The organism is Pseudomonas sp. RSB 5.4, assembly GCF_037126175.1.
Taxonomy (GTDB): domain Bacteria; phylum Pseudomonadota; class Gammaproteobacteria; order Pseudomonadales; family Pseudomonadaceae; genus Aquipseudomonas; species Aquipseudomonas fluorescens_H.
Map to the genome: position 1 here is coordinate 3,716,027 of NZ_CP146986.1, position 23,631 is coordinate 3,739,657.

The following is a 23,631-nucleotide window of genomic DNA, read 5'->3' on the forward strand; positions in this document are numbered from 1 at the left end:
GCTGCGATCTTTTGATCCTGTTTTTGAAGATCAAAAGATCGCAGCGTGCCGCAGCTCCTACACAGGGATTTGTGGGTCCTTCAGCGGCGGCTTTGCTGCCACGCCGCCGCCAGGCCGCTGCAGCAGATCACCGCGATCCCGATCACCGTCAACAGACTCGGCGTGTGATTGAACACCACCCACCCCAACAACCCGGCAAACACGATCTGGCAATAACCGAACGGCGCCAGGAATGCCGGCGCGGCATGGCGGAACGCCTGGGTCAGAAACAGGTGCGCGGTCATCCCGCAGCTGCCCAGCGCCAGCATCAACACGGCGTGAGACAACGTTGGCACTTGCCAGAAGAACGGCACCAGCGCACTCATCACCAAGGTGTTGCACAAGCCGGCGAAGAAGTTGCTGGTGGTGGGGCTGTCGACTTCTGCGAGCTTGCGCGTCAGCAGTTGATAGAAGCAGAAAAACAGCGCCGAACAGAATGGCAGCAACACCGCCGGGGTGAACAATTCGCCGCCCGGATGGACGATGATCAGCACTCCGATAAACCCGCAGATCACCGCGATCCACTGCCCGCGCGTTACCCTTTCCTTGAGCAGCGGCACCGACAGGGCCGTCACCAGCACCGGCGCAAGAAAGTTGACCGCCGTGGCCTCGGCCAGCGGGATGTACAGCAGCGCAGTGGTGAAAAACAGACTGGTGCCGAGCAGGCACAGCGCCCGCGCCAACTGCCACAACGGCCGTTTGGTGCGCAGCACGCGCAACCCCGACTGCGGCAGGAAAATCCCCGCCATCAGCAAGGTGTGCACCAGATACCGCGCCCACACCACCATGATGATCGGGTAGAAACCCGAAAGGTATTTCGACAGGGCGTCGTGGCTGGAGAACAGGAAAGTCGCCACGACAATCAGCAAGATCCCCTTGAAGGGTTGGTTGACACCAGAGAGCGGGGTGCTGACGGTCATCGGATTTCCTTGTGTTGCAAAAAAGATCAAAAATCTTCGCAGGCAAGTCTCGTCGCCACAGGAACAACATTGTCCCTGTGACAACGGGGTTGTCCGCAACAGGTGCGCAGCAGCGCTTAAAGCCGCGCCAACAACGCTCGGGTGCTATCCATCGCCATCTGCGCCCGCTGCAATCCACTCACGCCCTGCTCGAGCAATTTCACCGCAGGAATTTCCAGGCTCAACGCAAGATTAGTCGGCAGCGCTTTCAGCAACCCGAGCAAGTCACAATCGCCCTCGCCGGGAAACCGCCGCTCATTGCGCGCCTGACGCAAGATCTCGGCCATGTCCGCCGGTCGCGGGCCCGCCACATCACACAATTGCGCATAACGCAGGCGCGCAGGCGCGACGTGGGCCAGATCCTCCAGCCGTGAGCCGGAGCGATCGAAATGAAAGGCATCGACCAGCACCGCGGCGTTTTCCCGGTCGGCATTGGCAACAATGCGCAACGCCTGCTTGAGGTTGCGCGCATCGGTCCAGGGCATGAACTCCAGGTGCGGATGCAAACCGTAAGGCGCCGCCAGATCACACAGCGCGGCAAAGTTGTCGGTGAGCCGTTGCTCGTCAGGATCATTGCCGGCGACCAGTAATTCACTGGCGCCGAACTCCGCGCCGACGGCCAGCAGCTTCTCGAAATCGGCGACCACGGTTTGCGGCTTCAAGCGCAGGATTTCCACATCGAGCACAGCGATGCCAGTGTCGCGCAAACGCGCCAGCGTCTGACGCCGCAAATCAGCATCGGCCACCAACGGAAAGTGATATTCCTCGGGCGTCGCCGGCTCAAGACGCAGGCCGACATGGCTGTAACCGGCACGCGCCGCCACCTCGACCATTTGCGGTGGCGACAATTCGAGTACGGTGAGACTGGCCAGGGACAGGATTCGTTCGTACATGTTCAAGCCTCGACCACTGCAGGGGAACAGGCACGACCGCTGGCCGCCGCCTCGCGAATCGCCTCGACCAGCGCCAATGTTCGCGCGGCATCGGCGGCACTGACCAGCGGTTCGACTTCACGCCGCGCGACCTGCACAAAATGCTGCAGTTGCAAACGCAAGGCGTCACCGGCCGCGCAATGTTCCTGCACCGCGAGCAAAAGCTCGTGCCAACCGGCATCGACTTGATCGGCAGCGTAATGCCAGCGCTTGAGTTGCGGAATGCTCAGCGCCCCGGCGGTACCCGCCAGCAGATAACACGGCTGGTCGACTTGACGCGGGTAGACCGGGTTCTCCCCGGAATTCAGCTCCCAGCTCCACGGCGCGGCGACCGCATCAGAACCGCTCAGCGTACCGAGTGCACCGTCGGCAAATTGCAGCAACAGCGCCACGCTGTCCTCGTTGGCAAAACCCCGCACCGCGTTGTCGGTGACGGCCTGCACCGATTGCACTTCACCGCACAGGTGACGCAGCAGATCGAGGTCGTGAATCAGATTGGTCAGCAACAGGCCCGCCCCCGGTTCACGGCGCCACGGGATCTCGAAATAACGGTCGGGTTTGCGTAACTGGAACAGCGCGGTAACCGTGGTCAGCCGCCCGAGCGCGCCGCTGCGCAACAACTCATGGGCCCGCACGATCAGCGGATTGTGCCGCCGATGATGGCCGACCAGCACCGGCACGCCACAGCGTTTGACCGCCGCCACCAGCTCACGCACCTCATCCAGGTGCACGCCGACCGGTTTCTCCAGCAACACCGGAACCCCGGCGGCGAGGCAATCCAGGGCGGTGCTGACGTGCTGATTATTTGGATTGGCGACGATCACCGCGTCTGGCCGCGCCTGCTCCAGCATCTGCCGGTGATCGGCGAAATGCGCTACGCCCCACCGCCCCGCCAGCGCGGCAGCCTGCGGGCCGGGATCGGCCACTGCGCATAAGCGGGCTTCGTTGAGGGTTTGCAGGTGCTGGTAATGCTGCTGGCCCATGTTGCCAGCGCCGATCAGGGCGATACGAAGGGGCGGAGTCAAGACGCGATCCTCTTGTGATTGTTGTTGGAAAAGTCACTCCAGCAACAATTTAGAACCACGTTCCACAATCAAACACCCAGTGATGGGAAAACCGTGCGAACACCGCACAACTTCATACCAACGCCTGACCTGTAGGAGCTGCCGCAGGCTGCGATCTTTTGACTTTGTTTTTCAAGATCAAGATCAAAAGATCGCAGCCTTCGGCAGCTCCTACAGGGGATCGGTCAGATGAATAACTCAGACGCCAGGCTCGCCGCCGACAATTCCTCGGTGAACTTCACCAGCAACGGCGCCAATTCGTGCAGTCGCGCGCCGGGCATCCGTGCGCTTGGTCCGGCAATGCTCAGTACGCCGATCACTCGCCCGTCAACCGGATGTTTGACCACCGCGGCAATCGCCGAGGTGCCCACCGCCGAACTTTCCTCGACACAGGCATAACCCTGTTCCCGCGCCAGGCGCAGGCGCTCCAGTAGTTCGATATTGGAACGCGGCGCATTCGGCCCGATGCCCACCGGTACTTCCGCGCCCTGGCGCTCGACCAGCGACAACGCCTCGGCATCGCTCATGCAGGCCAGCCACGCATGCCCGGAGGCGGTGTAGAACAGCGGCGCATCGCGCCCCATGTCCGGGTCATAACGCAAGCCCGTGCGTGCGCCCTGTGCCTTGGCGATCCAGGTCTGGCGCTCGCCGTCGATCACCCCCAGACGCACCAGTTCACCGGTTTCCTGCGCCAGTCGATCCAGCACCGGTTGCACGATGTCGGCACCGCTGCTCGACAGATACTGAAACCCCATCGCCACCAGTTTGGTCGACAGGTGATAGCGCAAAGTGTCGGCATTCTGCCGCACGTAGCCCAGGCGAATCAGCTCGGCGAGCATCCGGTGAGTGGCACTTTTCGGGATGTCCAGTTGCTCGGCGAGGGTCTGCATCGGCAGCCCGCGCGGCTCACTGGTGAGGCTTTCGAGCACGCTGAAAACCCGTTCGATCTGACTGCCGGCCATGGGGAAATCCAAGTGAAATTTTGCCGATTCTAGAAGACATCTCACACAAAGCGAAATCCGGAACTGGCCGGGCGATTACCGCCCACTTTACTGAAACAAGCCTTGTTGCAGCCACGCTTCATTGGTTATTTTTTGGAATTCAATTCCAATAAACCCAGCTGCGGAGCTTTGCCTGATGCCTGCCGAACTTCCCGAAATCGACTGCGACGTTCTGGTCGTCGGCTCCGGTGCCGCCGGTTTATCCACAGCGGTCACTGCGGCGTGGCATGGTCTGAAAGTCATCGTGGTTGAAAAAGATCCGGTGTTCGGTGGTGCCACCGCGTGGTCCGGCGGCTGGGCGTGGGTGCCGTGCAATCCGCTGGCCCGGCGCGCCGGCATCGTCGAGGACGTTGAGCAACCGCGCACTTACCTGCGCCACGAACTCGGCGAGCATTACGACCCGGCAATGGTCGATGCCTTTCTCACCGCCGGGCCGCGCATGGTGGCGTTTTTTGAACAGCACACCGCTCTGCAATTTGCCGACGGCAACGCCATCGCCGACATTCATGGCGATACACCCGGCGCGGGCACGGGCGGTCGCTCGGTCATCGCGGCGCCTTACGACGGACGAAAGGTCGGACGCCTGCTCAAGCGCCTGCGTACAACGATGCGCGAAACGTCCTTCATGGGCATGCCAATCATGGCCGGCGCCGACCTTGCGGCGTTCCTCAATCTCAGCCGATCGCTGAAAGCCGCGTGGCACGTAACCCGTCGTTTTACCCGGCACCTGCTTGACCTCGCGGTACATGGCCAAGCCATGCAACTGGTCAACGGTGTGGCGCTGGTCGCACGACTGGCGAAGTCCGCCGAGGACCTTGGCGTCCTGCTCTGGGCGTCGGCACCGGTGACCGAACTGCTGCGCGATGAAGCAGGGGTTTGCGGCGCGCTGGTCAACAGCGCCAAAGGCCCGATCCACATTCATGCACGCAAAGCCGTGATGCTGGCCGCCGGTGGATTTGCCAACGACATCGAGCGACGCAAGGCCTTGTTTCCGCGCACGCCCACGGGTCATGAACACTGGGCACTGCCGCCGCTGGCGGTGAATGGCGACGGCCTGCGCCTGGGCGAAAGTGTCGGCGCCACGGTCAACACCGACGTGGCTTCGCCCGTGGCCTGGGCGCCGGTCTCGCAAGTGCCCCATGCCGACGGCAGCATCGGCCATTTCCCACACATCATCGAACGCGGCAAACCAGGAATTATTGGCGTACTGCGCAACGGCCAACGCTTCGCCAATGAAGCCAACGGTTACTACGACTACGTCAGCGCCATGGTTGCCGCCACGCCCGAGGGCGAAGAAGTCGCCTCATGGCTGATCTGCACCCGCGCCTTTCAACGGCGTTATGGCTTGGGCATGTCGCGGCCATTTCCCGTTCCGGTGTCAGGATTTATCCGCAGCGGCTATCTGAAAACCGGCAACACCCTTGAAGAATTGGCCAGCGTCTGCGGCATCGACCCCAGCGGGTTGCGTCAGACGGTGGAGGACTACAACCGCCATGCACGCCACGGCGAGGACCCGTCGTTCGGTCGCGGCGCAACGCCCTATAACCGCAAACAGGGCGATCCGGCGAACCTTCCCAACCCTTGCGTTGCCCCAATAGAGACAGGCCCCTTCTATGCCGTGAAAGTCCAACCGGGCTGCTTCGGCACCTTTGCCGGGCTCAAGGTCAACCCGCAGGCGCAAGTGCTCGATGCCCATGCCCAGCCCATCGCCGGGCTCTACGCCGCCGGTGGCGACATGGCCAGCATCATGGGCGGGCACTATCCGGCAGGCGGGATCAACCTCGGCCCGGCGCTGACTTTCGGCTACATCGCCGCCCGGCATATCGCCGGCATCACTGCTTTCGAACAGGAGATCGACCATGCAGCACATCGTTAACGCCCAGGGTTTGAACATGCCGAAACTCGGCCTCGGCACCTGGCCGATGCTCGGCGACGAATGCACCCGTGCCGTGGAGCAAGCGCTGGAACTCGGCTACCGGCACATCGACACGGCAGCGGCCTACAACAACGAAGACGCCGTCGGACAAGCATTGGCGAACACACCGACACCCCGCGAGCAGATTCATGTCACCACCAAGGTCTGGTGGGATCAGTTGCAACCCGACGCGATGCGTCACTCGATGGAACGAAGCCTCAAGGCTTTGCGCAGCGATTACGTCGACCTGTTCATGATCCATTGGCCGAGCACTGACTGGGACTTGCCGCGCACGCTTGAAACCCTCGCATCCTTCAAGGAGCAAGGTCTGGCGCGCAATATCGGTGTGGCGAATTTTCCTCTGCCGCTGCTGCGCAAAGTCGTCGAGGAATACGGTATTCCGCTCTCGGCGATTCAGGTCGAGTACCACGTCCTCCTCGGCCAGAACGCCCTGCTCGATTACGCGCGCCAACACGATCTGGCACTGACGGCCTACACGCCATTGGCGCGTAACAAGGTCTCGGACATTCCACAGATTCAGCAGATCGCTGAAAAACACGGCGTGCTGCCGACTCAGGTCGCATTGAAATGGCTGCTGGATCAGCCCAACGTCGCGGCGATTCCCAAGGCCAGCAGCCGGGCCAATCAACTGGCGAACCTGGCTTCGCTGCAGGTTGAACTGGACGCTGAAGACCGCGCACTGATCGCCGCACTGCCGAAGAATCAGCGTCAGGTCAGCCCGGATTTCGCCCCGGTGTGGGATGCCTTCGATCGCTGACGCACAGCGCGCCGAGAGAAATCCGCCAACGGATTGAATTAGTCGCGTACACGCTCGTCAATAACAGGCCCGTCCTCGTCACCCGAGGCCGGGCCTGTTGGCGTGTGCGCGAATAGACGGACGACCGGACTGGCGCCACACTCTCACACCAGCAACACTCATCACCACGTACAGAAAGAGGATTTCCCACATGCTATGGAAAAAAGGCCGACGCAGTGACAACGTCGTCGATGCCCGTGGCGATGATACCGGCGGTGGCGGCGGCATGCGTTTCGGTGGCGGCAAGGGTCTGAGCCTGGGGGCGATTTTGCTGATCGTCGGCATCGGCTGGATCACCGGCCAGGATCCGTTGCAGATCCTCGGCCAGCTCACCGGGCAGATGACCGAGCAATCGGCACCGGCCTCGACGCAAACCCGACAGGCGCCACCGGCCAACGACCAGCAGGCCGAATTCGTGCGGTCGATCCTTGGCGATACCGAAGACACCTGGGGCGCGATTTTCCAGCAGGCCGGCCGCCAATATAAGGACCCGACCCTGGTGCTGTTCAGCAATCGGGTGAATTCCGCCTGCGGTCTGGCGACTTCGGCGACCGGCCCGTTCTATTGCCCGGCCGATCAGAAAGTCTATCTGGACATGGCCTTCTTCCAGGAAATGGCCCAGCGCTTCAAGGCTGCCGGCGATTTCGCCCAGGCTTACGTGATTGCGCACGAAGTCGGCCACCATGTGCAGACGTTGCTCGGCGTCTCGGCGAAAATTCAGGCGGCCCGTCAGCAAGGCCGGCAGATGCAGGGCGACGGCGGTTTGCTGGTGCGCCAGGAATTGCAGGCCGACTGCCTCGCCGGCGTCTGGGCCTACCATGCGCAGAAGCGCCTGAACTGGCTGGAACCGGGTGACGTCGAAGAGGCCTTGAATGCGGCCAACGCCATCGGTGATGATCGCCTGCAACAACAGGGTCAGGGCCGTGTGGTGCCGGACTCGTTTACCCATGGCACGTCGGCGCAAAGGGTGCGCTGGTTCAAAACCGGTTTCGCCCAGGGCCAGGTCGGCCAGTGCGATACCTTCGCGGCGAAAAACCTGTAAATGCGCAAATGGCTTTTGGCTTTACTGATCATCGGCGGCAACGCCCACGCGGCGGGCGTCGATGCCATCAGCCCCGGACGCCTGCAATTCGAGGCCGGCGAAATGGCCGTCGGCATCAGCCCGGCACCGGAAAAAATCGAGCGGGTGTTGATCGTCATTCACGGTCGTCTGCGCAATGCCGAGACCTACCGCAAGAGTGCCGAACGCGCCACCGAACTGGCCGGGCAAACGGCGCACACGCTGGTGATCGCGCCGCAGTTTCTCAACGAAAGCGACGTCGCCCTGTACTCCCTGCCCAACACGTTGCTGCGCTGGAAAGGCAACGAGTGGATGGGCGGCGGGTTATCCACAGGGCCGAAGCCGCTGAGCTCCTACGCCGCACTCGACGCCATCGTCGCCCGGGTCAGTGATCGCAAACAGTTTCCGGATGTGCAGCAGATCGTGATTTTCGGCCATTCCGGTGGCGGACAAGTGGTGCAGCGCTACGCCCTGCTGGCCAAGGATCAGCCAGCGCTGAAGGCCAACGGCATTCGCCTGCGGTATGTGGTGGCCAATCCGTCGTCGTACGCTTATTTCAACGAACAGCGGCCAGTGGCGTTCGATCACACACAGTGCCCGGGCTTCAATCGCTGGAAGTACGGTCTGGCAGACATGCCGGTGTACGCCGGTGGGCAAACGCCGTTGCAGCTTGAGAGCAGCTACATCAAGCGCGAAGTGATTTATCTGCTGGGGCAGCAGGACACCGACCCGCAACATCCGGCGCTGGACAAGAGTTGCGCCGCCGAGGCGCAGGGCGCGTATCGACTGGAGCGGGGCAAGGCGTTTTTCAGTTACCTGCTGCGGCGCCATCCGGAAGGGGTGAATCAGCGGCTGGTAGAAGTGCCCGGTGTCGGGCATAACGGCGATGGGATGTTGACGTCGCCGGAGGGGCAGAAAGCGCTGTTTGATCAGTAATCCTTGCGGTGGCCGTTCTGGCCTCTTCGCGAGCAAGCTCGCTCCCACAGTTGGAATGCATTCCCCTGTGGGAGCGAGCTTGCTCGCGAAGGCAATCTGACAGGCACCGAAGATCTCAGGCCAAAAGCATCCGCCGCAGCTCGACACAATCCTGCGCATGCCAGTCCGTCAACTCCGGCCACGGGTTGTCCGGCAGATTCACCAGCACCGTCCGCGCCCCTGCCGCCCGCCCGCAATCCAGGTCAAAGCGGTAATCCCCGACCATCACCATCTCGCTTGCCGGCACGCTCCACGCCTCCGCCAGTTTCAGCAACCCACCGGGATGCGGCTTGGGCGGCGCTTCATCGCGGCCCAGCACATCTTCCACGGCGAAGCAGTCGGCCAGGCCAATGGCTTCAAGTGTCACGTGCGCCAGCTCCCGAGCATTGCGGGTCAGAATGCCCAGGCGATAGCCACGCCCGTGCAGGTCGCGCACCAGCTCCACCGCACCGGCAGCCGGTTTCGAACCCAGCGCCAGATCGCGCTCATGCTCCAGCAACCACGCGTGTTTCGCCGCGGCCTCCTCGGCCGGCAGCGAAGCGAGGTGGGTGAGAATGTCGTCCTCGGGCGGAATCGCCAGGGCCACGCGGATCGCCGCAAAGTCATGCACGGCGACGGTCAGGGTGCCGTCCATGTCGAACACCCAGTGCTTCACATCGCTCAGGCTCATGCCCAGTCCTTGCGGTGACGAATCAGGCCTTCCTGCGTCACCGACGCCACCAGTTGCCCGGCGCGGTTGTACACGCTGCCACGGGAGAAACCCCGGGAATTGCCGGCCCACGGACTGTCCATCGCATAGAGCAGCCAGTCATCGGCGCGCAGATCATTGTGGAACCACAGCGCGTGATCGAGGCTGGCGACCTGCATGTCTTTCTGCCAGACCGACTTGCCGTGCGGCAGCATCGAAGTGGTCAGCAAACCGAAGTCCGAGGCATAGGCCAGCAGGTATTTGTGCAGCGCCGGAATATCCGCCAACGCGCCATCAGCACGGAACCACACGTATTTCACCGGATCGGCCGGTTGTGGGTTGTACGGGTCTTTTTCAGTGACCGGGCGCACTTCGATCGGTTTCGGGCACAGCAGTTTTTCGCGCATGTGCTCGGGGATCAGGTGCGCACGTTGCTGGGTCAGTTCCAGCTCCGACGGCAGGTTTTCCGGGCCGACCACCACCGGCATCTGGCTCTGGTGCTCAAAGCCTGCCTCGTCATACTGAAACGAAGCGCTGCAAGTGAAGATCGGGTGGCCTTTCTGGATGGCCGTGACCCGACGGGTGCTGAAGCTGCCGCCATCACGCACGCGATCCACCGAATACACCACCGGCAACTTGGCATCGCCCGGGCGCAGGAAATAGCCGTGCATCGAATGCACATGGCGCGCCTCTTCAACCGTCTGACTGGCCGCCGACAGCGACTGACCGAGCACCTGCCCGCCGAACAACTGACGGAACCCCAAGTCCTGGCTGCGGCCACGGAACAGATTTTCCTCGATCGGTTCCAGGGTCAGCAGGTCGACCAGATCTTCCAACACTTGGCTCATTCAGACTCTCCTCACACAACGCTATGCCGCGCAGTCTTGGCTGCGGCGGCCCATTCAGGTTCTGGCGCGAGCCACTGTCGCGCCATTGTAAACGTCCGTGTCGGCTTAGCCATGCAGGGTTTGCAGCCATTGCTCCCTGGTAATTCGGTACAACAGATGCCGGCGCAACGGGTGATCGACGGCAACTTTGGGGTGATCGAAATCATCGGCCGGATCGTGCTGCATGCCAATCGCCTGCATGACTTTCTCCGAAGGCAGATTGCTCTGCGCGGTGAAAGAAACGATCTCCTTCAGCCCCAGCCGATCAAAGCCTGCGCGCAATGCCGTCCACGCCGCCTCACTGGCATAACCAAGGCCCCAATGCTCGCGGGCCAGACGCCAGCCGATTTCCACCGCCGGAGTGAACGGCGCGTCGAAACCGACCACACCCAGACCGGTAAAACCGATGAACTCACCGCTGTCCTTGCGCTCCAGCGCCCACAGACCGAAACCGTGCTCGGCAAAATGCCCGCGCACCCGGCCGATCATTGACGCACTTTCCAGGCGGCTGAGCGGGGCCGGAAAGTAGCGCATCACCTGCGGATCGGCGCACATCGCCGCAAATGCCGGCAAATCCTCGTCGCGCCACTGACGCATCAACAGGCGTGCGCTTTCGAGTTGCTGAATCGGCTCCATCATGCCCCTCCATTTCCATGCCGCAAGTCTACATCGCTGGTAGGATCGTTCACTCTTTCCTGCGTTCCCAATCTTCAACAGCCATACGAAATCACCATGCCACTGCCGCTGATCTACCACGAAGACTACAGCCCCGAGTTTCCGGCGGATCACCGCTTTCCCATGGACAAGTTCCGCTTGCTGCGCGATCACCTGGTCGACAGTGGCCTGACCCGCGACGCCGACCTGCTGCGTCCCGAGATCTGTCCCAACGACATCCTCGCCCTGGCCCATGACCGTCGCTATATCGAACGTTACCTGAGCGGCGAGTTGTCCCGCGAAGACCAGCGGCGCCTCGGCCTGCCGTGGAACGAAGCGCTGGCGCGGCGTACGGTGCGCGCGGTCGGTGGCTCGATTCTGGCGGCGGAAAAAGCCCTGGAGCATGGTCTGGCATGTCACCTGGCCGGCGGCACCCATCACGCCCACTACGACTACCCCGCCGGGTTCTGCATCTTCAACGACCTGGCGATCATCAGCCATTACCTGCTGCAAAGCGGTCGGGTGAACCGGGTGTTGATCTTCGATTGCGACGTGCATCAGGGCGACGGCACCGCGCGGATCCTGCAGGACACCCCGGAGGCGATCACCGTTTCCCTGCACTGCGAAAAGAACTTTCCGGCACGCAAGGCCGAAAGCGACTGGGACATTCCGCTGCCCAAAGGTATGGGCGATGCCGACTATCTGCAGGTGGTGGATGACACCCTTAACTACCTGCTGCCGCTGTATCAACCGGACCTGGTGCTGTACGACGCCGGCGTCGATGTGCACAAGGACGACGCCCTCGGTTATCTGCAGCTGACAGACGAAGGCGTCGCCGCCCGCGATGAAAGCGTGATGCGTCACTGCCTGGGCCGCGACATCCCGGTGGTCGGCGTGATCGGCGGCGGCTACAGCAAGGATCGCCACGCCCTCGCCCGCCGCCACGGCATCCTCCATCACAGCGCGCAACGGGTCTGGACGTCACACGGTTGTCACTAAGCTGTGCTGCGTTACCCACAATGGCTGTGGAACGGCCTGTGGATAACCTGAGCGAAAGGGACTACAGACCATATCGCTCATGGCCTGCAGCACACTGACTAATTTTTAACCAGGTATCGAATCCACTAAATACCCCTGTGGGAGCGAGCTTGCTCGCGAAGGCGGTGTGTCAGTCAACTGGATGTTGAATCTACCGACGTCTTCGCGAGCAAGCTCGCTCCCACAGGGATCTCCCACATTGGTCTGCGCTGTTAGAATGCGCGCCTTATCCCGCCATACCGCAGCGCACGCCATGACCCAGACTTCTGCCCCCCTTCCCGCTCACGTCGCCATCATCGGCGGTGGCCCCGCCGGCCTGATGGCCGCCGAAGTGCTGAGCCAGGCCGGCGTGCGCGTCGATCTGTATGACGGCATGCCCTCGGTCGGTCGCAAGTTCCTGCTGGCCGGGGTCGGCGGTATGAACATCACCCACTCCGAGCCTTACCCGGCGTTCCTCGCGCGCTACGCCGAACGCGCGCCGCAGATCGCGCCCTTGCTGCGCGGTTTCGACGCCGACGCGTTGTGCCGCTGGATCCATGATCTGGGCATCGAAACCTTTATCGGCAGCTCCGGCCGGGTGTTCCCCACCGACATGAAAGCCGCACCGCTGCTGCGCGCCTGGCTCAAACGCCTGCGCGACAGCGGCGTGGTTATCCACACCCGCCATCGCTGGCTCGGCTGGGATGAACACGGTGCGCTGCGCATCGCCAGCCCCGACGGCGAAATCATCGTCAAACCCAACGCCACCCTGCTCGCCCTCGGCGGCGGCAGTTGGTCGCGGCTGGGTTCGGATGGCGCGTGGATGCTGCCCCTTGAGCAAAAAGGCGTAGGACTGGCGCCGTTGCAGCCGAGCAATTGCGGCTTCGAGGTGCAGGCCTGGAGCGAGTTCCTTGTCAGTAAATTCGCCGGCGCACCGCTGAAAAATGTCGCCATCGGTTTGAACGACGATATCCCGCGCCTGGGCGAATGCGTGGTCACCGCGACCGGGGTTGAAGGCAGCCTGATCTATGCGCTGTCGGCACCGATTCGCGAAGCGATCAATGCGCATGGCTCAGCCACGGTGCACATTGATCTGCTGCCCGGCCGTCCTGTGGATAAATTACAGGCCGCGTTGAGCAAACCACGCGGCTCGCGTTCGATGGCCAAGCATCTGCACAGTCAGGTCGGGATTGATGGGGTGAAAGCGGCGTTGTTGCGAGAGCTGAGCGATGCAGCAACGTTTGCTGATCCGGCGCTGTTGGCGCGGGCGATCAAGGCGTTACCGCTGACTTTGGTAAAAACGCGGCCGCTGGACGAAGCGATCAGCAGTGCCGGCGGCGTGACGTTCGAAGCGCTGGATCAGCGTTTGATGCTCAAGGCGTTGCCGGGGGTGTTTTGTGCGGGCGAGATGCTGGATTGGGAAGCGCCGACGGGCGGCTATCTGCTGACCGGGTGTTTTGCCAGCGGGCGATCTGCGGGTTTTGGGATGCTGGAGTGGTTGCGCAAGGACTGAGGACCGCGGCGCGCCCTTCGCGAGCAAGCCCGCTCCCACAGGAGATCTCCATTTCAATGAAGGCCCATGTGGGAGCGGGCTTGCTCGCGAAGGCGTCCTTACAGACACCCCATCAGATCAAGGCTTGCGCTTACGCGGCCCGGTATTGAACACCGGCACTTTACGCACAGGCTTGATCGACGGCTCCGGCGCCTGGGTGTCGCCACTGTCGACCCACTTGCCCAGATTGCGCTTGCCACCGCCGCCGGATGCTTTCGGCTTTTTCGGTTTCTTCGGCTTCTTGATCACCTGACCGCTGGCATCGGTATCCGGCACGCGGTGCTCGGGTTCGAAGTCCGGCTCGTTCTGGCGCTTCAAGGTCTGACGCGTGAGCATCTCGATCGCCGAAAGCATGTTCACTTCATCCGCGCACACCAGCGAAATCGCCTCGCCCGTCGCGCCCGCACGGCCAGTACGACCGATGCGGTGAATGTAATCCTCGGCGACGATCGGCAGGTCAAAGTTGACTACCAGCGGCAAATCTTCGATATCCAGACCACGGGCGGCGACGTCGGTCGCCACCAGAATCTGCACTTCACTGAGCTTGAAACGATCCAGCGCACGCTGGCGGGTCGCCTGCGGTTTGTCGCCATGGATGCCGTCGGCGTTGATGCCCAGGCCCTGGAGTTTTTCCACCAGCGCATCCACACCGTTACGGGTCTTGGCGAACACCAGCACCTGCTTCCACTTGTTCTTGCGCATCAGGTGCACGAACAGTTCCGGCTTGCGCTTCTTGTCCACCGTCACCACCCACTGCTTGACAGTGTTGGCCGCGACGTTGCGCGGGCTGACTTCGATGCTCAGCGGATCGTTGAGCATCTGCCCGGCGAGCAGGCGGATGTCATCGGAGAAGGTCGCAGAGAACAGCAGCGTCTGGCGCTTCTTCGGCAGCATGCGGTAAATGTTCGCCAGTTCTTCGGAGAAGCCCAGGTCGAGCATGCGGTCGGCTTCATCCAGCACCAGGGTTTGCAACTGATCGAGTTTCAACGCGTTCTGGCGGAACAGGTCGATCAGGCGACCAGGCGTGGCGACCAGCACATCAACGCCGCCGCGCAGCTTCATCATCTGCGGGTTGATGCTGACGCCGCCGTACACCGCATACGTGCGCAATGGCAGGTTTTCAGCGTATTGGCGCACCGACTCATGAACCTGCTCGGCCAGCTCGCGGGTCGGCACCAAAATCAGCGCACGCGCCGAATTGGCGGCCACTTTCGGCCCTTCCATGGCCAGCAACTGCAGCAGCGGCAAGGCGAAACCGGCGGTCTTGCCGGTGCCGGTCTGGGCCGCAGCCATCAGGTCGCGACCGGCCAGAACGGCCGGAATGGCTTGCGCCTGGACCGGCGTTGGAGTCTGGTAGCCGAGCTTCTCGAGGGAGCGCAGCAAGGGTTCGATCAGGCCAAGGGTGGCGAAAGTCATGGGAGTACCGTAGGAAAAATCAGCGCGGTTGCGCAAAACAAGGGTGCAATGGCGCGCAGTTTACCCTAATTCACACGTTGCTCTGCTGGAATGGCGGTCTTCGGCGTCTCCACGACGAGCGGCTGCGCCGGGCGCCGCCACTGCGGCAGACCGATCAGCACCACCGCGCTGATGATCACCAGCATCGCTAGCGCCTCTTCCATGCCAATGCTCTCGCCAACAAACACGATCCCCAGCAACACCGCCACCGCCGGGTTGACGTAGGCATAACTGGTGGCCGCTGCCGGACGCACGTGCTTGAGCAGATACATGTAGGAATTGAAGGCGATGATCGAGCCGAAGAAAATCAGATAACCCAAGGCCAGCCAGCCTTCCACCGGCGGCAAGGCTTGCAGGTGTTCGCCGCTGACCGCGCTGCCGATCAACAGCACCACGCCACCCACCAGCATCTCCACCGCGCTGGCCATCGCCCCTTGCGGCAACGGCAGGTGCTTGCTCCACACCGAACCGAACGCCCAGGTTGCCGCCGCAAAAATCAGCAGCGCCGCGCCCATCGGGCTCGATTGCAGGTTGGAACCCATGTTGAGCATGGCGATGCCGATAATCCCCAACGCCACCCCGGCCCACTCCAGACGAGTATTGCGGGCGCCCCAGAAATAGCCGCAGAGCAAGGTGAACAACGGCACCGTCGCCACCGCCAACGCGGCCACGCCGGACGCCACGCCGCTGTGCTCGGCGACACTGACCGCGCCGTTACCGAAACTGAGCAGCAAAATCCCGATGATCCCCGCCGCTTTCCACTGCGCCCAGGTCGGCGCCGGCGCCCCGCGCCAGCGCAGGAAGGCATACATCAGGCTGCCGGCAATCACGAAGCGCACGCCGCCGAGCATCAGTGGCGGCCAGTATTCGACGCCGATACGGATCACCAGATAGGTCGATCCCCAAATCACGTACAGCGCGAAAAACGCGGCGATCAGCGGCAGAGAAAAACGGCGCAAGGCAGGCATGGGCAGCTCGACAGTCAGAGGCAGGGTCCGAATATTCTAGAAAGGCCCGTGGGCAAAAATAAGTTACAAAACCTGTTTATCGCGCCGGTAAACTTTTGAAACAACGGAGATCGACGGGATTAACCGCGATTTCGAAAGTCTGGCAATTTCAGGAGTCCGGCCTTGGACAAATACGACCGCATGCTGCTCAGCGCCCTGTTGGAAAACGGTCGCGCGTCCTACGCCGATCTGGCGCGCAAGGTGAACCTGTCTGCCCCGGCGGTGGCCGAACGCGTCGCCAAACTTGAAGCAGCCGGGGTGATCACCGGGTATCAGGCAAACATCGACCTGTCGAAAATCGGCTTGCCGATCCAGTGCATGATCGAACTGCGCCTGCACCAGAATGGCAGTCAGAAGGTGTATGACGAACTGGTGAAAATCCCGCAACTGACCGAATGCTTTCGAGTGACCGGCGATCCGTGCGTGATGATGAAGGGCGCGGTGGGCTCGATGCCGGAACTGGAAGAGTTGATCAATCGCGTGGCGAAGTTCGGCTTCAGCAAGACCTCGATTGTGTTGTCGAGCGCGATCGAGAAGCGCGTGCCGTTGAGCCATATCGAAGGCAACGGCAAGTAATCAGCAACTCAGAGGATCCAAATGTGGGAGCGGGCTTGCTCGCGAATGCGGTGTGTCAGACAACATTTTTGTCGAATGACACACCGCATTCGCGAGCAAGCCCGCTCCCACAGGGGATTTTTGGTGACTTCGGAATCAGCGGTAGCGCTGTAGATGCTCGCTGACTTTCGCGGCGGGGACTTTCTGCAGTTTGCACAGCAGGTCGTGGTTCAGCTCACGCACCCCATGCTTGTGCCGCAGTTCCTCCGCCAGATGCGCCATCAGGTTGGCCGCCATCTCGGCATCTGCCATCGCCCTGTGCGCCTGGCCGGTGTGCGGCAGGCGGGCGAAGGTGGTCAGGGTGCCGAGCTTGTGATTCGGTGCCGCCGGCATCAGGCGTCGGGCCAGCAGCAGTGAGCAGGCGAAGTTCTGCAGGCGAGTGCGCTTGATCCGCCCCAGTTCGAAGTCCCAGAACTTCTGGTCGAATGACGCGTTGTGCGCCACCAGTGGCGTGCAGCCGACGAATTCGTTGACCTCTTCCATCACCCGCTCTGCCGGCGGCGCACTGCGCAGCATCGCGTTGCTGATGCCGGTCAGTTGTTCGATGAACGCGGGGACGCGCACGCCAGCGTTCATCAGGCTCTGGTAACGCTCGACGATGCGCCCGTTCTCCAGCATGACCACGGCGATTTCCGTGGCGCGACAGCTGCTGTTCGGCGACAGGCCGGTGGTTTCAAAGTCGATGACTGCAATGCGTTCCAAACCGGGTTCAACTCCGTCCAAATCAATTCTTCAATAACTGCTCAATTTTTGAGCAACAACGCGCCTTCGATCGGCACATAACGGCTGGCGGCGCGGATCAGCGAGTTGGCGGTCAGGCCCGGCACACCGTAGGCCACTGCCTGCACGCCGTGCTTGTTGATGATGCGTTCGAGCAGCATGTCGAAGTCGCCGTCACCGGAGGCCAGGACGATTTCGTCGACATGGTCGGCGGCGTCCATGATGTCGAGGGTGATGCCCACGTCCCAGTCACCCTTGGCCGAACCGTCGCTGCGTTGGATGTAGGGTTTGAGCTTCACGGTGAAACCGAGGTTGCGCAGGATCTGCTGGAACTGCTGCTGCTTGCTGTCGCCACGGTCGATCGCGTACGCGTAGGCCTCGACGATCTGCCCGTCCTTGCTGATGTCAGCCCACAGCGCGGCGTAGTTGAAATGGCAACCATAGGCCTGACGCACGGTGTAGTAGAGGTTCTGCACATCGGCGAACACTGCGATTTTTTTCACCGGAATTCCTGTGAGCGCATAGCGCACGAAGCGGAATCAGGCACCAGGCCCGAAAAAGGCGCTCAGTATGCCAGTAAAAAGCAGTGTGGCGAGGGAGCTTGCTCCCGCCGGACTGCGCAGCAGGCCCTTCTTTTTTAAAAGAAAGGGCCGCTGCGCGCCCCAGCGGGAGCAAGCTCCCTCGCCACAGAAACGGTGTTGCCTGGTGCCTGACCGTTAGTCAGACGAACGAATCGTCGTCATCGAAGAACGACGAGTTGTCATCGCTGTAGTCGGTGTCAGTGAATCCGCCTTGGTCATTGCCAGAGAAACCGTTATCGGCCACACGCTGGTCATTGCCCCAGTCGTTACCGCTCTGGTCGGCCACTTGCGCCGGCTCTTCCTTGATCACCTCCACGATTTCTTCGGGCTGCTGGTTGTGATGGAACAGACTGCTGATGCCCTGCGCCAGCATCACGCCACCGGCCACGCCAGCGGCGGTTTTCAGGGCGCCGCCGAGGAAACTGCTGCCCGCTGCCGGGGCTGCCTGCTGTGCGTAGTTAGGCGGTGGCGCGGCATAGTTCTGTTGTGGCGGCGGCGCACCAAAATTCTGCTGTGGTGCCGGTTCACGCCAGCCGCCGGTGGAAGCCGGAGCGCTCTGGGTCGGTGCCGGACGCGAGCTGCCGCCGCCGAAGATGCTCGACAGGAAACCACCGCCGCCGCTTGGCGCCGGGGCCGCGCTCTGGGACTTGGCCGCTTGCAGTTCAGCCTGCAATTGCTGGACTTGCTGGGTGAGCTGCTTGTTCTGTTCGTCGAGGCTCTTGATGGCCGCCTCTTGCACCAGAATCGCCTGGGTCATGAAATAACCTGCCGCCGGCTGGCGGGTCAGGTGTTCCTTGATCCGCGCCTCGGCCTGGGCGTCGCGCGGGGCTGCCTCCGTTTCGGCCTGTTGCAGCCGGGAAAACAGTCCATCGATCAGGGTTTGCTCTTCGCTGTTCATGGCGACCTCGTAGATTGCCGGGGATAACGTTGCCTGTGCCCACTGTGGACATGGCGCACTTCTGTAATGGAGGCAGTGACAGGATGTTTCAACGACCTTTACCGAATGTTTACGTTTGCGTCGGCCCGCCCATCATCGGTTAAAGTGAGCCACTGTTTTCGACCTGCGATACCGACTGATGAATGCCTTCGATGTACTGCGCGACTCGCTGTATTTTTTCAAACGCCATCTGGCCAGCATCGTGCAGTTGTGTCTGCCGTTGGTGATCTTCGAGGCCGCGCTGCAGCAAGTAGTGGATCACGCCACCGACCCCGACAGTTTTTCCGCCGCCAGCGTGGTCGTCGGCCTGCTGGTGTATCCGCTGTACACCGCGGCGCTGATCCTGTTCCTCGACGCCCGCACCCGTGGCGAAGCCCCGCGCACTCTCGACCTGCTGGCGATGTCCGCCCGCCTGTGGCCGCGCTTCGCCCTGCTCACGGCGCTCAATACGTTGCTGATCCTGCTGGGACTGTCGCTGTATTTCCTGCCGGGCCTGATGCTGATGGTGATGCTCGCGTTCGGTGAATACCTGCTGGTGCTGCGCGGCATGGGGCCGTTGCAGGCGATGAAGGAAAGCCTGCGCCTGACGCGCGGGCATTTCTGGCGCATCCTGATGTGCATTCTGTGTGTGATGGGGCCGTTGTGGCTGCTCAAGGGCGCGACGCTGGCGGTGTACCCCGATCCACAGAATCCGCTGATCGCGGTCATGATCGACAGCGCACACAGCTTCCTGCAACTGTTCACCAGTGTGGTGCTGTTCCGCCTGTTCATGCTGATCAGCGAATTGCCTGACAAACGTAACGGCGCGGTCTGACCTCTTGGCCCTTGGGCCAAGCGTTCGCCGTCAGGTATGCTCGGAGCCATCTTTGTAACGCGATAAGCCGAGCCATGCCCCGTCTACTGCGCTACACCCTGTTGCTGATTGTGCTCGCCATCGTCCTGATCGGCGGGCTGATCTACAGCCTGACCTGGCGCCCCGGCGCCCGCGAAACCCTGCCGGTCAGCTGCATCGGTACGCCGCCGACCCTGGTGCCCGGACAAGCCCTGAAAGTCATGACCTGGAACGTGCAGTACCTGGCGGGCAAGCGCTACGTGTTCTGGAACGATCTGGCCCACGGCGACGATGAGTCGCCAACCCTGGAAGACATGGCTTTCAGCCTCGACGAAGTGGCACGGGTGATCCGCGACGAGCAGCCCGACGTGGTTCTGATTCAGGAACTGGATGACGGCGCCAAGGCCAGCGATTACCAGAATCAGCTCAAGTTGCTGCAAGAACGGGTCACCGACCTTTACCCATGCAGCGCCCACGCCTTCGACTGGAAGGCCGATTTTGTCCCCGCCCCGCACATCTTCGGCAGCGTCGGCCGGCAACTGGCGACCCTGAGCCGTTATCGCATCGAACATGCCGAACGCCTGCAATTGCCGGTGCCCCCGGCGAATTTCATCTGGCGCCAGTTCGAACCCAAGGACGCCCTGCTCGCCACCAAACTGCCGCTGAGCGACGGCGGGCAACTGACGGTGTTCAACACCCATCTGGATCGCGCCAGCCAACCGGACGACACCTTGCGGGCGCAAGTGACGGCGGTGGCCAAAGTGCTCGACACATACGAAAGCCAGGGCCTGCCATGGCTGATCGGCGGTGACTTCAATCTGCTGCCGCTGGGCCAGTACCAACGCCTGCCCACTGATCAGCGCAAGCCCTACTCCGTGGACAGCGCGCTGCATCTGTTATGGGACAAGTACCCGATGATCCCGACCAACAACGAAGCCAGCGGCATCGACCGCGCCCACTGGCTGACCCATTACCCCAACGACCCCGGCCTCGATGGCCCGGATCGCACGGTCGATTACCTGTTCTACAGCCCGAAGATCAAACGGATCGAGGCGATGGTGCGCCAGGACGATACGCTGCGCATCTCCGATCATTTGCCGGTGATTGCGCGGTTCCTGCTGCCCGCTGCTCCGTAGTCATACATACCTCATAACCCTGTGGGAGCGGGCTTGCTCGCGAAAGCGGTGTGTCTTCAACGTTGATGGCGGCTGACACTACGCCTTCGCGAGCAAGCCCGCTCCTACAGGGGAATATGCATGACTCCAGGTCAATGCACTTCCTCGAGGTCGTCATGCAGCAGCCCGAAGATCTCCCGCTTCATGTCGATAAACGCGCGCTCCATGACCATGTCCAGTGAGCGCGGGCGCTCGATCGGCACGTCGAGGATCTGCTTGATCCGCCCCGGCTTCGCGCCCATCACATAGACCCGATCGCCGAGCAGAATCGCCTCGTCGATATCGTGGGTGACGAACAGCACGGTCTTTTTGCTGTTGCCCCAGACCCGCAGCAACAACTGCTGCATCTGCAAACGGGTCTGGCTGTCGAGTGCGCCGAACGGTTCGTCCATCAGCAGGATCTGCGGATCATTGGCCAGCGCCCGGGCAATCGCCACGCGCTGCATCATCCCGCCCGACAGTTGCTTGGCGTAGCTGTCGGCGAAGCCACTGAGGCCGACCTCATTGACGTAATAATCGACAATCTCCTTGCGCCGCGCCGCCGGCATGCCGCGCCGCTTGAGGCCGAACTCGACGTTCTGCCGCACCGTCAGCCACGGAAACAGCGTGTAGCTCTGGAACACCATGCCGCGATCGGCACCGGGGCCTTGCACTTGCTGACCGCCGACGTAGATCTCGCCAGAAGTCGGCTCGGCGAGGCCGGCGGTCAGGTATAACAGGCTCGACTTGCCGCAGCCCGATGGCCCGACCAGCACGGCGAACTGCTGATCCGGCACGTCGAACGACACCTGTTCCAGTGCGGTAAACGTGCCGCCGTCGGGCTTTTTGTAGCGCAGGCTGACCTTGTCCACTTGCAAGCGCGGGGCGGCTTGCGGCGCGGCAGCACGCGGTTCGATGAAGCGATGATTGGCGGCGGTTACTGAGCCCATGCGGCAACCCTCAAGCGGAGAAAGCGGAACAGTTGATCGGTGACCAGACCCAGCAGGCCGATGATCGCGATGGCGAGGAAAATCACGTCGACCTGAAAACCACGCATGGCTTTCAGACTCAAGTAACCGAGGCCACTCGACGCCGCGACCAGTTCGGCCACCACCAGATAAGTCCAGGCCCAGCCCATGGTCACGCGCAAGGTGTCGAGCACGCCGGGCACCGAGGCCGGGGCGATCACATGCAGCACCGCATCGCGGCGATTGGAGCCGAGGGTGTAAGAGGCGTTGATCAGGTCCTTGGAAATCCCTTTGGACACGTCAGCGATCATCACCAGTTGCTGGAAGAACACGCCGAAGATGATCACCGACACGCGCTGCTCCAGACCGATGCCGATCCACAAAATGAACAGCGGCACGAACGAGGTCACTGGCAGGTAGCGAATGAAATTGACCAGCGGTTCGAGGAACGCCTGGACGATGCGAAAGCTGCCCATTAACAACCCCAGCGGCACCGCCACCAGCGACGACACAATGAAGCCGACCACCACCACTTCGACACTGGCCCACACATGCGTGCCGAGAGTGCCGTCGCGGCTCAGGCGCACCGCCGCTTCGAGCACCGCGCCGGGCGTCGGCAAAAACATTCCCGGGACGATGCCGCCGTAGGACAACCCGGCCCACAGACCGACCAACAACACCCAGGCCAGACCGCTGGCACTCCACACCACTGGCACCGGCAATCCGGTCTTGGGCGTCAGGCAGCGGCTCAGCCATGATTTGCGCTTGAACATGCGGACCTCCTAGAGCGGGCTGACGAAACGGTTGTCGACCAGCTCGTCGTGGCTGACGTTGTAGGGTTTGCCTTGCAGTTCGCTGGCGGTCTCGTTGGCGAGTTTGATCAACGCGGCGCTGTCACCCGGTTTGCCCGGCGAGCCGAGAAGTTTTTCGCTCATGGCCTGATCGTAGAAACGCACACCTTTGGCGGCAGCGGCCAGTTCCTTCGGATCAGAAAGATAACCGCCGACGCCTTTGGCCATGATCGCGTAGGCCTCGTCCGGGTGTTCCTGGGTGTACTTGACCGCCTTGTACAAACCGGCGACCAGCGCCTTGACGTCCTGCGGCTGTTTTTCGATGACGCTGCAATTGAGCGCCACCACATCGACGATCACACCCGGCGTGCTGCTGCTGTCGATCAGCACCTTGCCCTGCTGCTTGTCGCGGACCATCGACAGGTGCGGCTCCCAGGTCACGGCGGCTGGCACGCGACCGGCGATGAACGCGGTGGCGGCATCGTCGGCCGTCATGTTCTGCACGGTGATGTCGCTCATTTTCATGCCATTCTTTTTCAGCAGGTACGACAGCCAGAACTGCGACGTCGAACCTTCGTTGACGGCCACCGCCTGGCCCTTGAGCTCTTGCAACGACTTCACGTCCTTGCCGACCAGCACGCCGTCACCACCATGGCTGTCATCCAGCGCCGCCACAGCCTTGAAGCAGAACTGCGGACGGTACTTGAGCACTTCGTCGATGGTCGAGGCCGAGCCGGACAGTTGCCCGGAGGCCTGGGCGGCCATGTACATCGAAGCTTCCTCAACCACCGGCAATTCGACAGTCAGACCGTTTTCCTTGAAGTAGCCCAGGTCCTGAGCCAGGTACAGCGTGCCGTAGCCGACCCAGGTGGTATGGCCGATGGACAGGGTGCCGGCCTGGGCGCCAGTCGCGACCGTGGCGGCCAGGGCGGTGATTGCCAGAGGATGGGTGAGACGGATACACAAGGACTTGATCATGGAGCACTCCCGACGCTGTTGATTTAGTTTTGT

24 protein-coding genes are annotated in these 23,631 nt (G+C 62.1%); 9 read left to right on the forward strand and 15 right to left on the reverse strand.

Translation table 11 applies throughout. From position 1 onward, the window contains the following. Positions 1-80: 80 nt before the first annotated feature. From V9L13_RS16770 to V9L13_RS16785, 4 genes are all read right to left on the reverse strand, one after another. The gene (locus V9L13_RS16770; RefSeq protein WP_338800059.1) at positions 81-959 is read right to left on the reverse strand and encodes a DMT family transporter; all 879 of its coding nucleotides are present in this window, start codon (positions 957-959) and stop codon (positions 81-83) included. A gap of 116 nt (positions 960-1,075) precedes the next feature. Continuing rightward, positions 1,076-1,891, reverse strand: coding sequence for a sugar phosphate isomerase/epimerase (locus V9L13_RS16775; RefSeq protein WP_338800060.1), 816 nt, complete (start codon positions 1,889-1,891; stop codon positions 1,076-1,078). A 2-nt stretch (positions 1,892-1,893) separates the two neighbouring features. Continuing rightward, complete coding sequence (locus V9L13_RS16780; RefSeq protein ID WP_338800061.1) at positions 1,894-2,955, reverse strand: Gfo/Idh/MocA family oxidoreductase; 1,062 nt, start codon at positions 2,953-2,955, stop codon at positions 1,894-1,896. A 224-nt stretch (positions 2,956-3,179) separates the two neighbouring features. Beyond that, the gene (locus V9L13_RS16785) at positions 3,180-3,956 is read right to left on the reverse strand and encodes an IclR family transcriptional regulator (protein WP_338800062.1); all 777 of its coding nucleotides are present in this window, start codon (positions 3,954-3,956) and stop codon (positions 3,180-3,182) included. Positions 3,957-4,131: 175 nt separating this feature from the next. On the opposite strand from V9L13_RS16785, the gene V9L13_RS16790 reads away from it, so the two are divergent. The 4 genes from V9L13_RS16790 (at position 4,132) to V9L13_RS16805 (ending at position 8,723) form a co-directional block, all read left to right on the forward strand. After that, entirely contained in the window at positions 4,132-5,871 is a 1,740-nt protein-coding gene (locus V9L13_RS16790) for an FAD-dependent oxidoreductase (RefSeq protein ID WP_338800063.1), read from the forward strand. Further along, positions 5,855-6,688 carry an aldo/keto reductase gene (locus V9L13_RS16795; RefSeq protein ID WP_338800064.1) on the forward strand — a complete coding sequence of 278 codons (834 nt, stop codon included), beginning with the start codon at positions 5,855-5,857 and terminating at the stop codon, positions 6,686-6,688. The genes V9L13_RS16790 and V9L13_RS16795 overlap by 17 nt, the downstream gene beginning before the upstream one ends. A 190-nt stretch (positions 6,689-6,878) precedes the next feature. Continuing rightward, a complete protein-coding gene (locus tag V9L13_RS16800; RefSeq protein WP_223007232.1) occupies positions 6,879-7,769 on the forward strand; it encodes a neutral zinc metallopeptidase in 891 nt (296 codons plus the stop codon). Continuing rightward, positions 7,770-8,723, forward strand: coding sequence for an alpha/beta fold hydrolase (locus tag V9L13_RS16805; RefSeq protein ID WP_338800065.1), 954 nt, complete (start codon positions 7,770-7,772; stop codon positions 8,721-8,723). 115 nt (positions 8,724-8,838) lie between these two features. Here the strand turns inward: V9L13_RS16805 and V9L13_RS16810 are convergent, their stop codons facing one another. The 3 genes from V9L13_RS16810 to V9L13_RS16820 form a co-directional block, all read right to left on the reverse strand. After that, entirely contained in the window at positions 8,839-9,432 is a 594-nt protein-coding gene (locus V9L13_RS16810) for an HAD family hydrolase (protein ID WP_338800066.1), read from the reverse strand. Next, entirely contained in the window at positions 9,429-10,298 is an 870-nt protein-coding gene (tesB, locus tag V9L13_RS16815; RefSeq protein ID WP_003228466.1) for an acyl-CoA thioesterase II, read from the reverse strand. The genes V9L13_RS16810 and tesB overlap by 4 nt, the downstream gene beginning before the upstream one ends. A gap of 105 nt (positions 10,299-10,403) precedes the next feature. Then, positions 10,404-10,973 (reverse strand): GNAT family N-acetyltransferase, encoded by a 570-nt coding sequence (locus tag V9L13_RS16820; RefSeq protein ID WP_003228468.1) that lies wholly within the window; start codon positions 10,971-10,973, stop codon positions 10,404-10,406. Positions 10,974-11,069: 96 nt separating this feature from the next. Between V9L13_RS16820 and V9L13_RS16825 the strand changes: the two genes are divergently transcribed. Together V9L13_RS16825 and V9L13_RS16830 are read left to right on the forward strand one after the other, a co-directional pair. Next, positions 11,070-11,990 (forward strand): histone deacetylase, encoded by a 921-nt coding sequence (locus tag V9L13_RS16825; protein WP_338800067.1) that lies wholly within the window; start codon positions 11,070-11,072, stop codon positions 11,988-11,990. Positions 11,991-12,282: 292 nt separating this feature from the next. Beyond that, positions 12,283-13,521 carry a TIGR03862 family flavoprotein gene (locus V9L13_RS16830; RefSeq protein ID WP_338800068.1) on the forward strand — a complete coding sequence of 413 codons (1,239 nt, stop codon included), beginning with the start codon at positions 12,283-12,285 and terminating at the stop codon, positions 13,519-13,521. Positions 13,522-13,638: 117 nt separating this feature from the next. On the opposite strand, the gene V9L13_RS16835 is transcribed toward V9L13_RS16830, so the two are convergent. Together V9L13_RS16835 and yedA are read right to left on the reverse strand one after the other, a co-directional pair. Continuing rightward, the gene (locus V9L13_RS16835) at positions 13,639-14,976 is read right to left on the reverse strand and encodes a DEAD/DEAH box helicase (RefSeq protein WP_134787390.1); all 1,338 of its coding nucleotides are present in this window, start codon (positions 14,974-14,976) and stop codon (positions 13,639-13,641) included. Between the two features lie 65 nt (positions 14,977-15,041). Further along, on the reverse strand, positions 15,042-15,983 hold the full coding sequence (yedA, locus tag V9L13_RS16840; protein ID WP_003228473.1) for a drug/metabolite exporter YedA: 942 nt from the start codon (positions 15,981-15,983) through the stop codon (positions 15,042-15,044). A 162-nt stretch (positions 15,984-16,145) separates the two neighbouring features. Here yedA and V9L13_RS16845 point away from each other — a divergent pair, with 162 nt between their 5' ends. Further along, positions 16,146-16,598 carry an Lrp/AsnC family transcriptional regulator gene (locus V9L13_RS16845; RefSeq protein WP_103484818.1) on the forward strand — a complete coding sequence of 151 codons (453 nt, stop codon included), beginning with the start codon at positions 16,146-16,148 and terminating at the stop codon, positions 16,596-16,598. A 135-nt stretch (positions 16,599-16,733) separates the two neighbouring features. Here V9L13_RS16845 and V9L13_RS16850 read toward each other — a convergent pair whose 3' ends face one another. The 3 genes from V9L13_RS16850 to V9L13_RS16860 form a co-directional block, all read right to left on the reverse strand. Next, positions 16,734-17,339 (reverse strand): 3'-5' exonuclease, encoded by a 606-nt coding sequence (locus V9L13_RS16850; protein WP_098965754.1) that lies wholly within the window; start codon positions 17,337-17,339, stop codon positions 16,734-16,736. 41 nt (positions 17,340-17,380) lie between these two features. Beyond that, positions 17,381-17,860 (reverse strand): NYN domain-containing protein, encoded by a 480-nt coding sequence (locus V9L13_RS16855; protein ID WP_003228475.1) that lies wholly within the window; start codon positions 17,858-17,860, stop codon positions 17,381-17,383. A 217-nt stretch (positions 17,861-18,077) separates the two neighbouring features. Beyond that, positions 18,078-18,836, reverse strand: coding sequence for a DUF2076 domain-containing protein (locus V9L13_RS16860; protein ID WP_338800069.1), 759 nt, complete (start codon positions 18,834-18,836; stop codon positions 18,078-18,080). Between the two features lie 178 nt (positions 18,837-19,014). Here V9L13_RS16860 and V9L13_RS16865 point away from each other — a divergent pair, with 178 nt between their 5' ends. Together V9L13_RS16865 and V9L13_RS16870 are read left to right on the forward strand one after the other, a co-directional pair. Next, complete coding sequence (locus tag V9L13_RS16865; protein WP_338800070.1) at positions 19,015-19,689, forward strand: YciC family protein; 675 nt, start codon at positions 19,015-19,017, stop codon at positions 19,687-19,689. Positions 19,690-19,763: 74 nt separating this feature from the next. After that, positions 19,764-20,843, forward strand: a complete 1,080-nt coding sequence (locus tag V9L13_RS16870; RefSeq protein WP_338800071.1) for an endonuclease/exonuclease/phosphatase family protein — start codon at positions 19,764-19,766, stop codon at positions 20,841-20,843. Positions 20,844-20,974: 131 nt separating this feature from the next. On the opposite strand, the gene V9L13_RS16875 is transcribed toward V9L13_RS16870, so the two are convergent. Genes V9L13_RS16875 through V9L13_RS16885 form a run of 3 tightly spaced genes read right to left on the reverse strand, consistent with a single transcriptional unit; the run spans position 20,975 to position 23,598 of the window. Further along, entirely contained in the window at positions 20,975-21,811 is an 837-nt protein-coding gene (locus V9L13_RS16875; protein WP_338800072.1) for an ABC transporter ATP-binding protein, read from the reverse strand. Next, positions 21,799-22,602, reverse strand: a complete 804-nt coding sequence (locus V9L13_RS16880) for an ABC transporter permease (protein WP_338800073.1) — start codon at positions 22,600-22,602, stop codon at positions 21,799-21,801. The genes V9L13_RS16875 and V9L13_RS16880 overlap by 13 nt, the downstream gene beginning before the upstream one ends. Positions 22,603-22,611: 9 nt before the next feature. Continuing rightward, positions 22,612-23,598: an ABC transporter substrate-binding protein gene (locus tag V9L13_RS16885; RefSeq protein ID WP_103486196.1), complete on the reverse strand. Its 987-nt coding sequence runs from the start codon at positions 23,596-23,598 to the stop codon at positions 22,612-22,614. Positions 23,599-23,631: the final 33 nt, after the last annotated feature.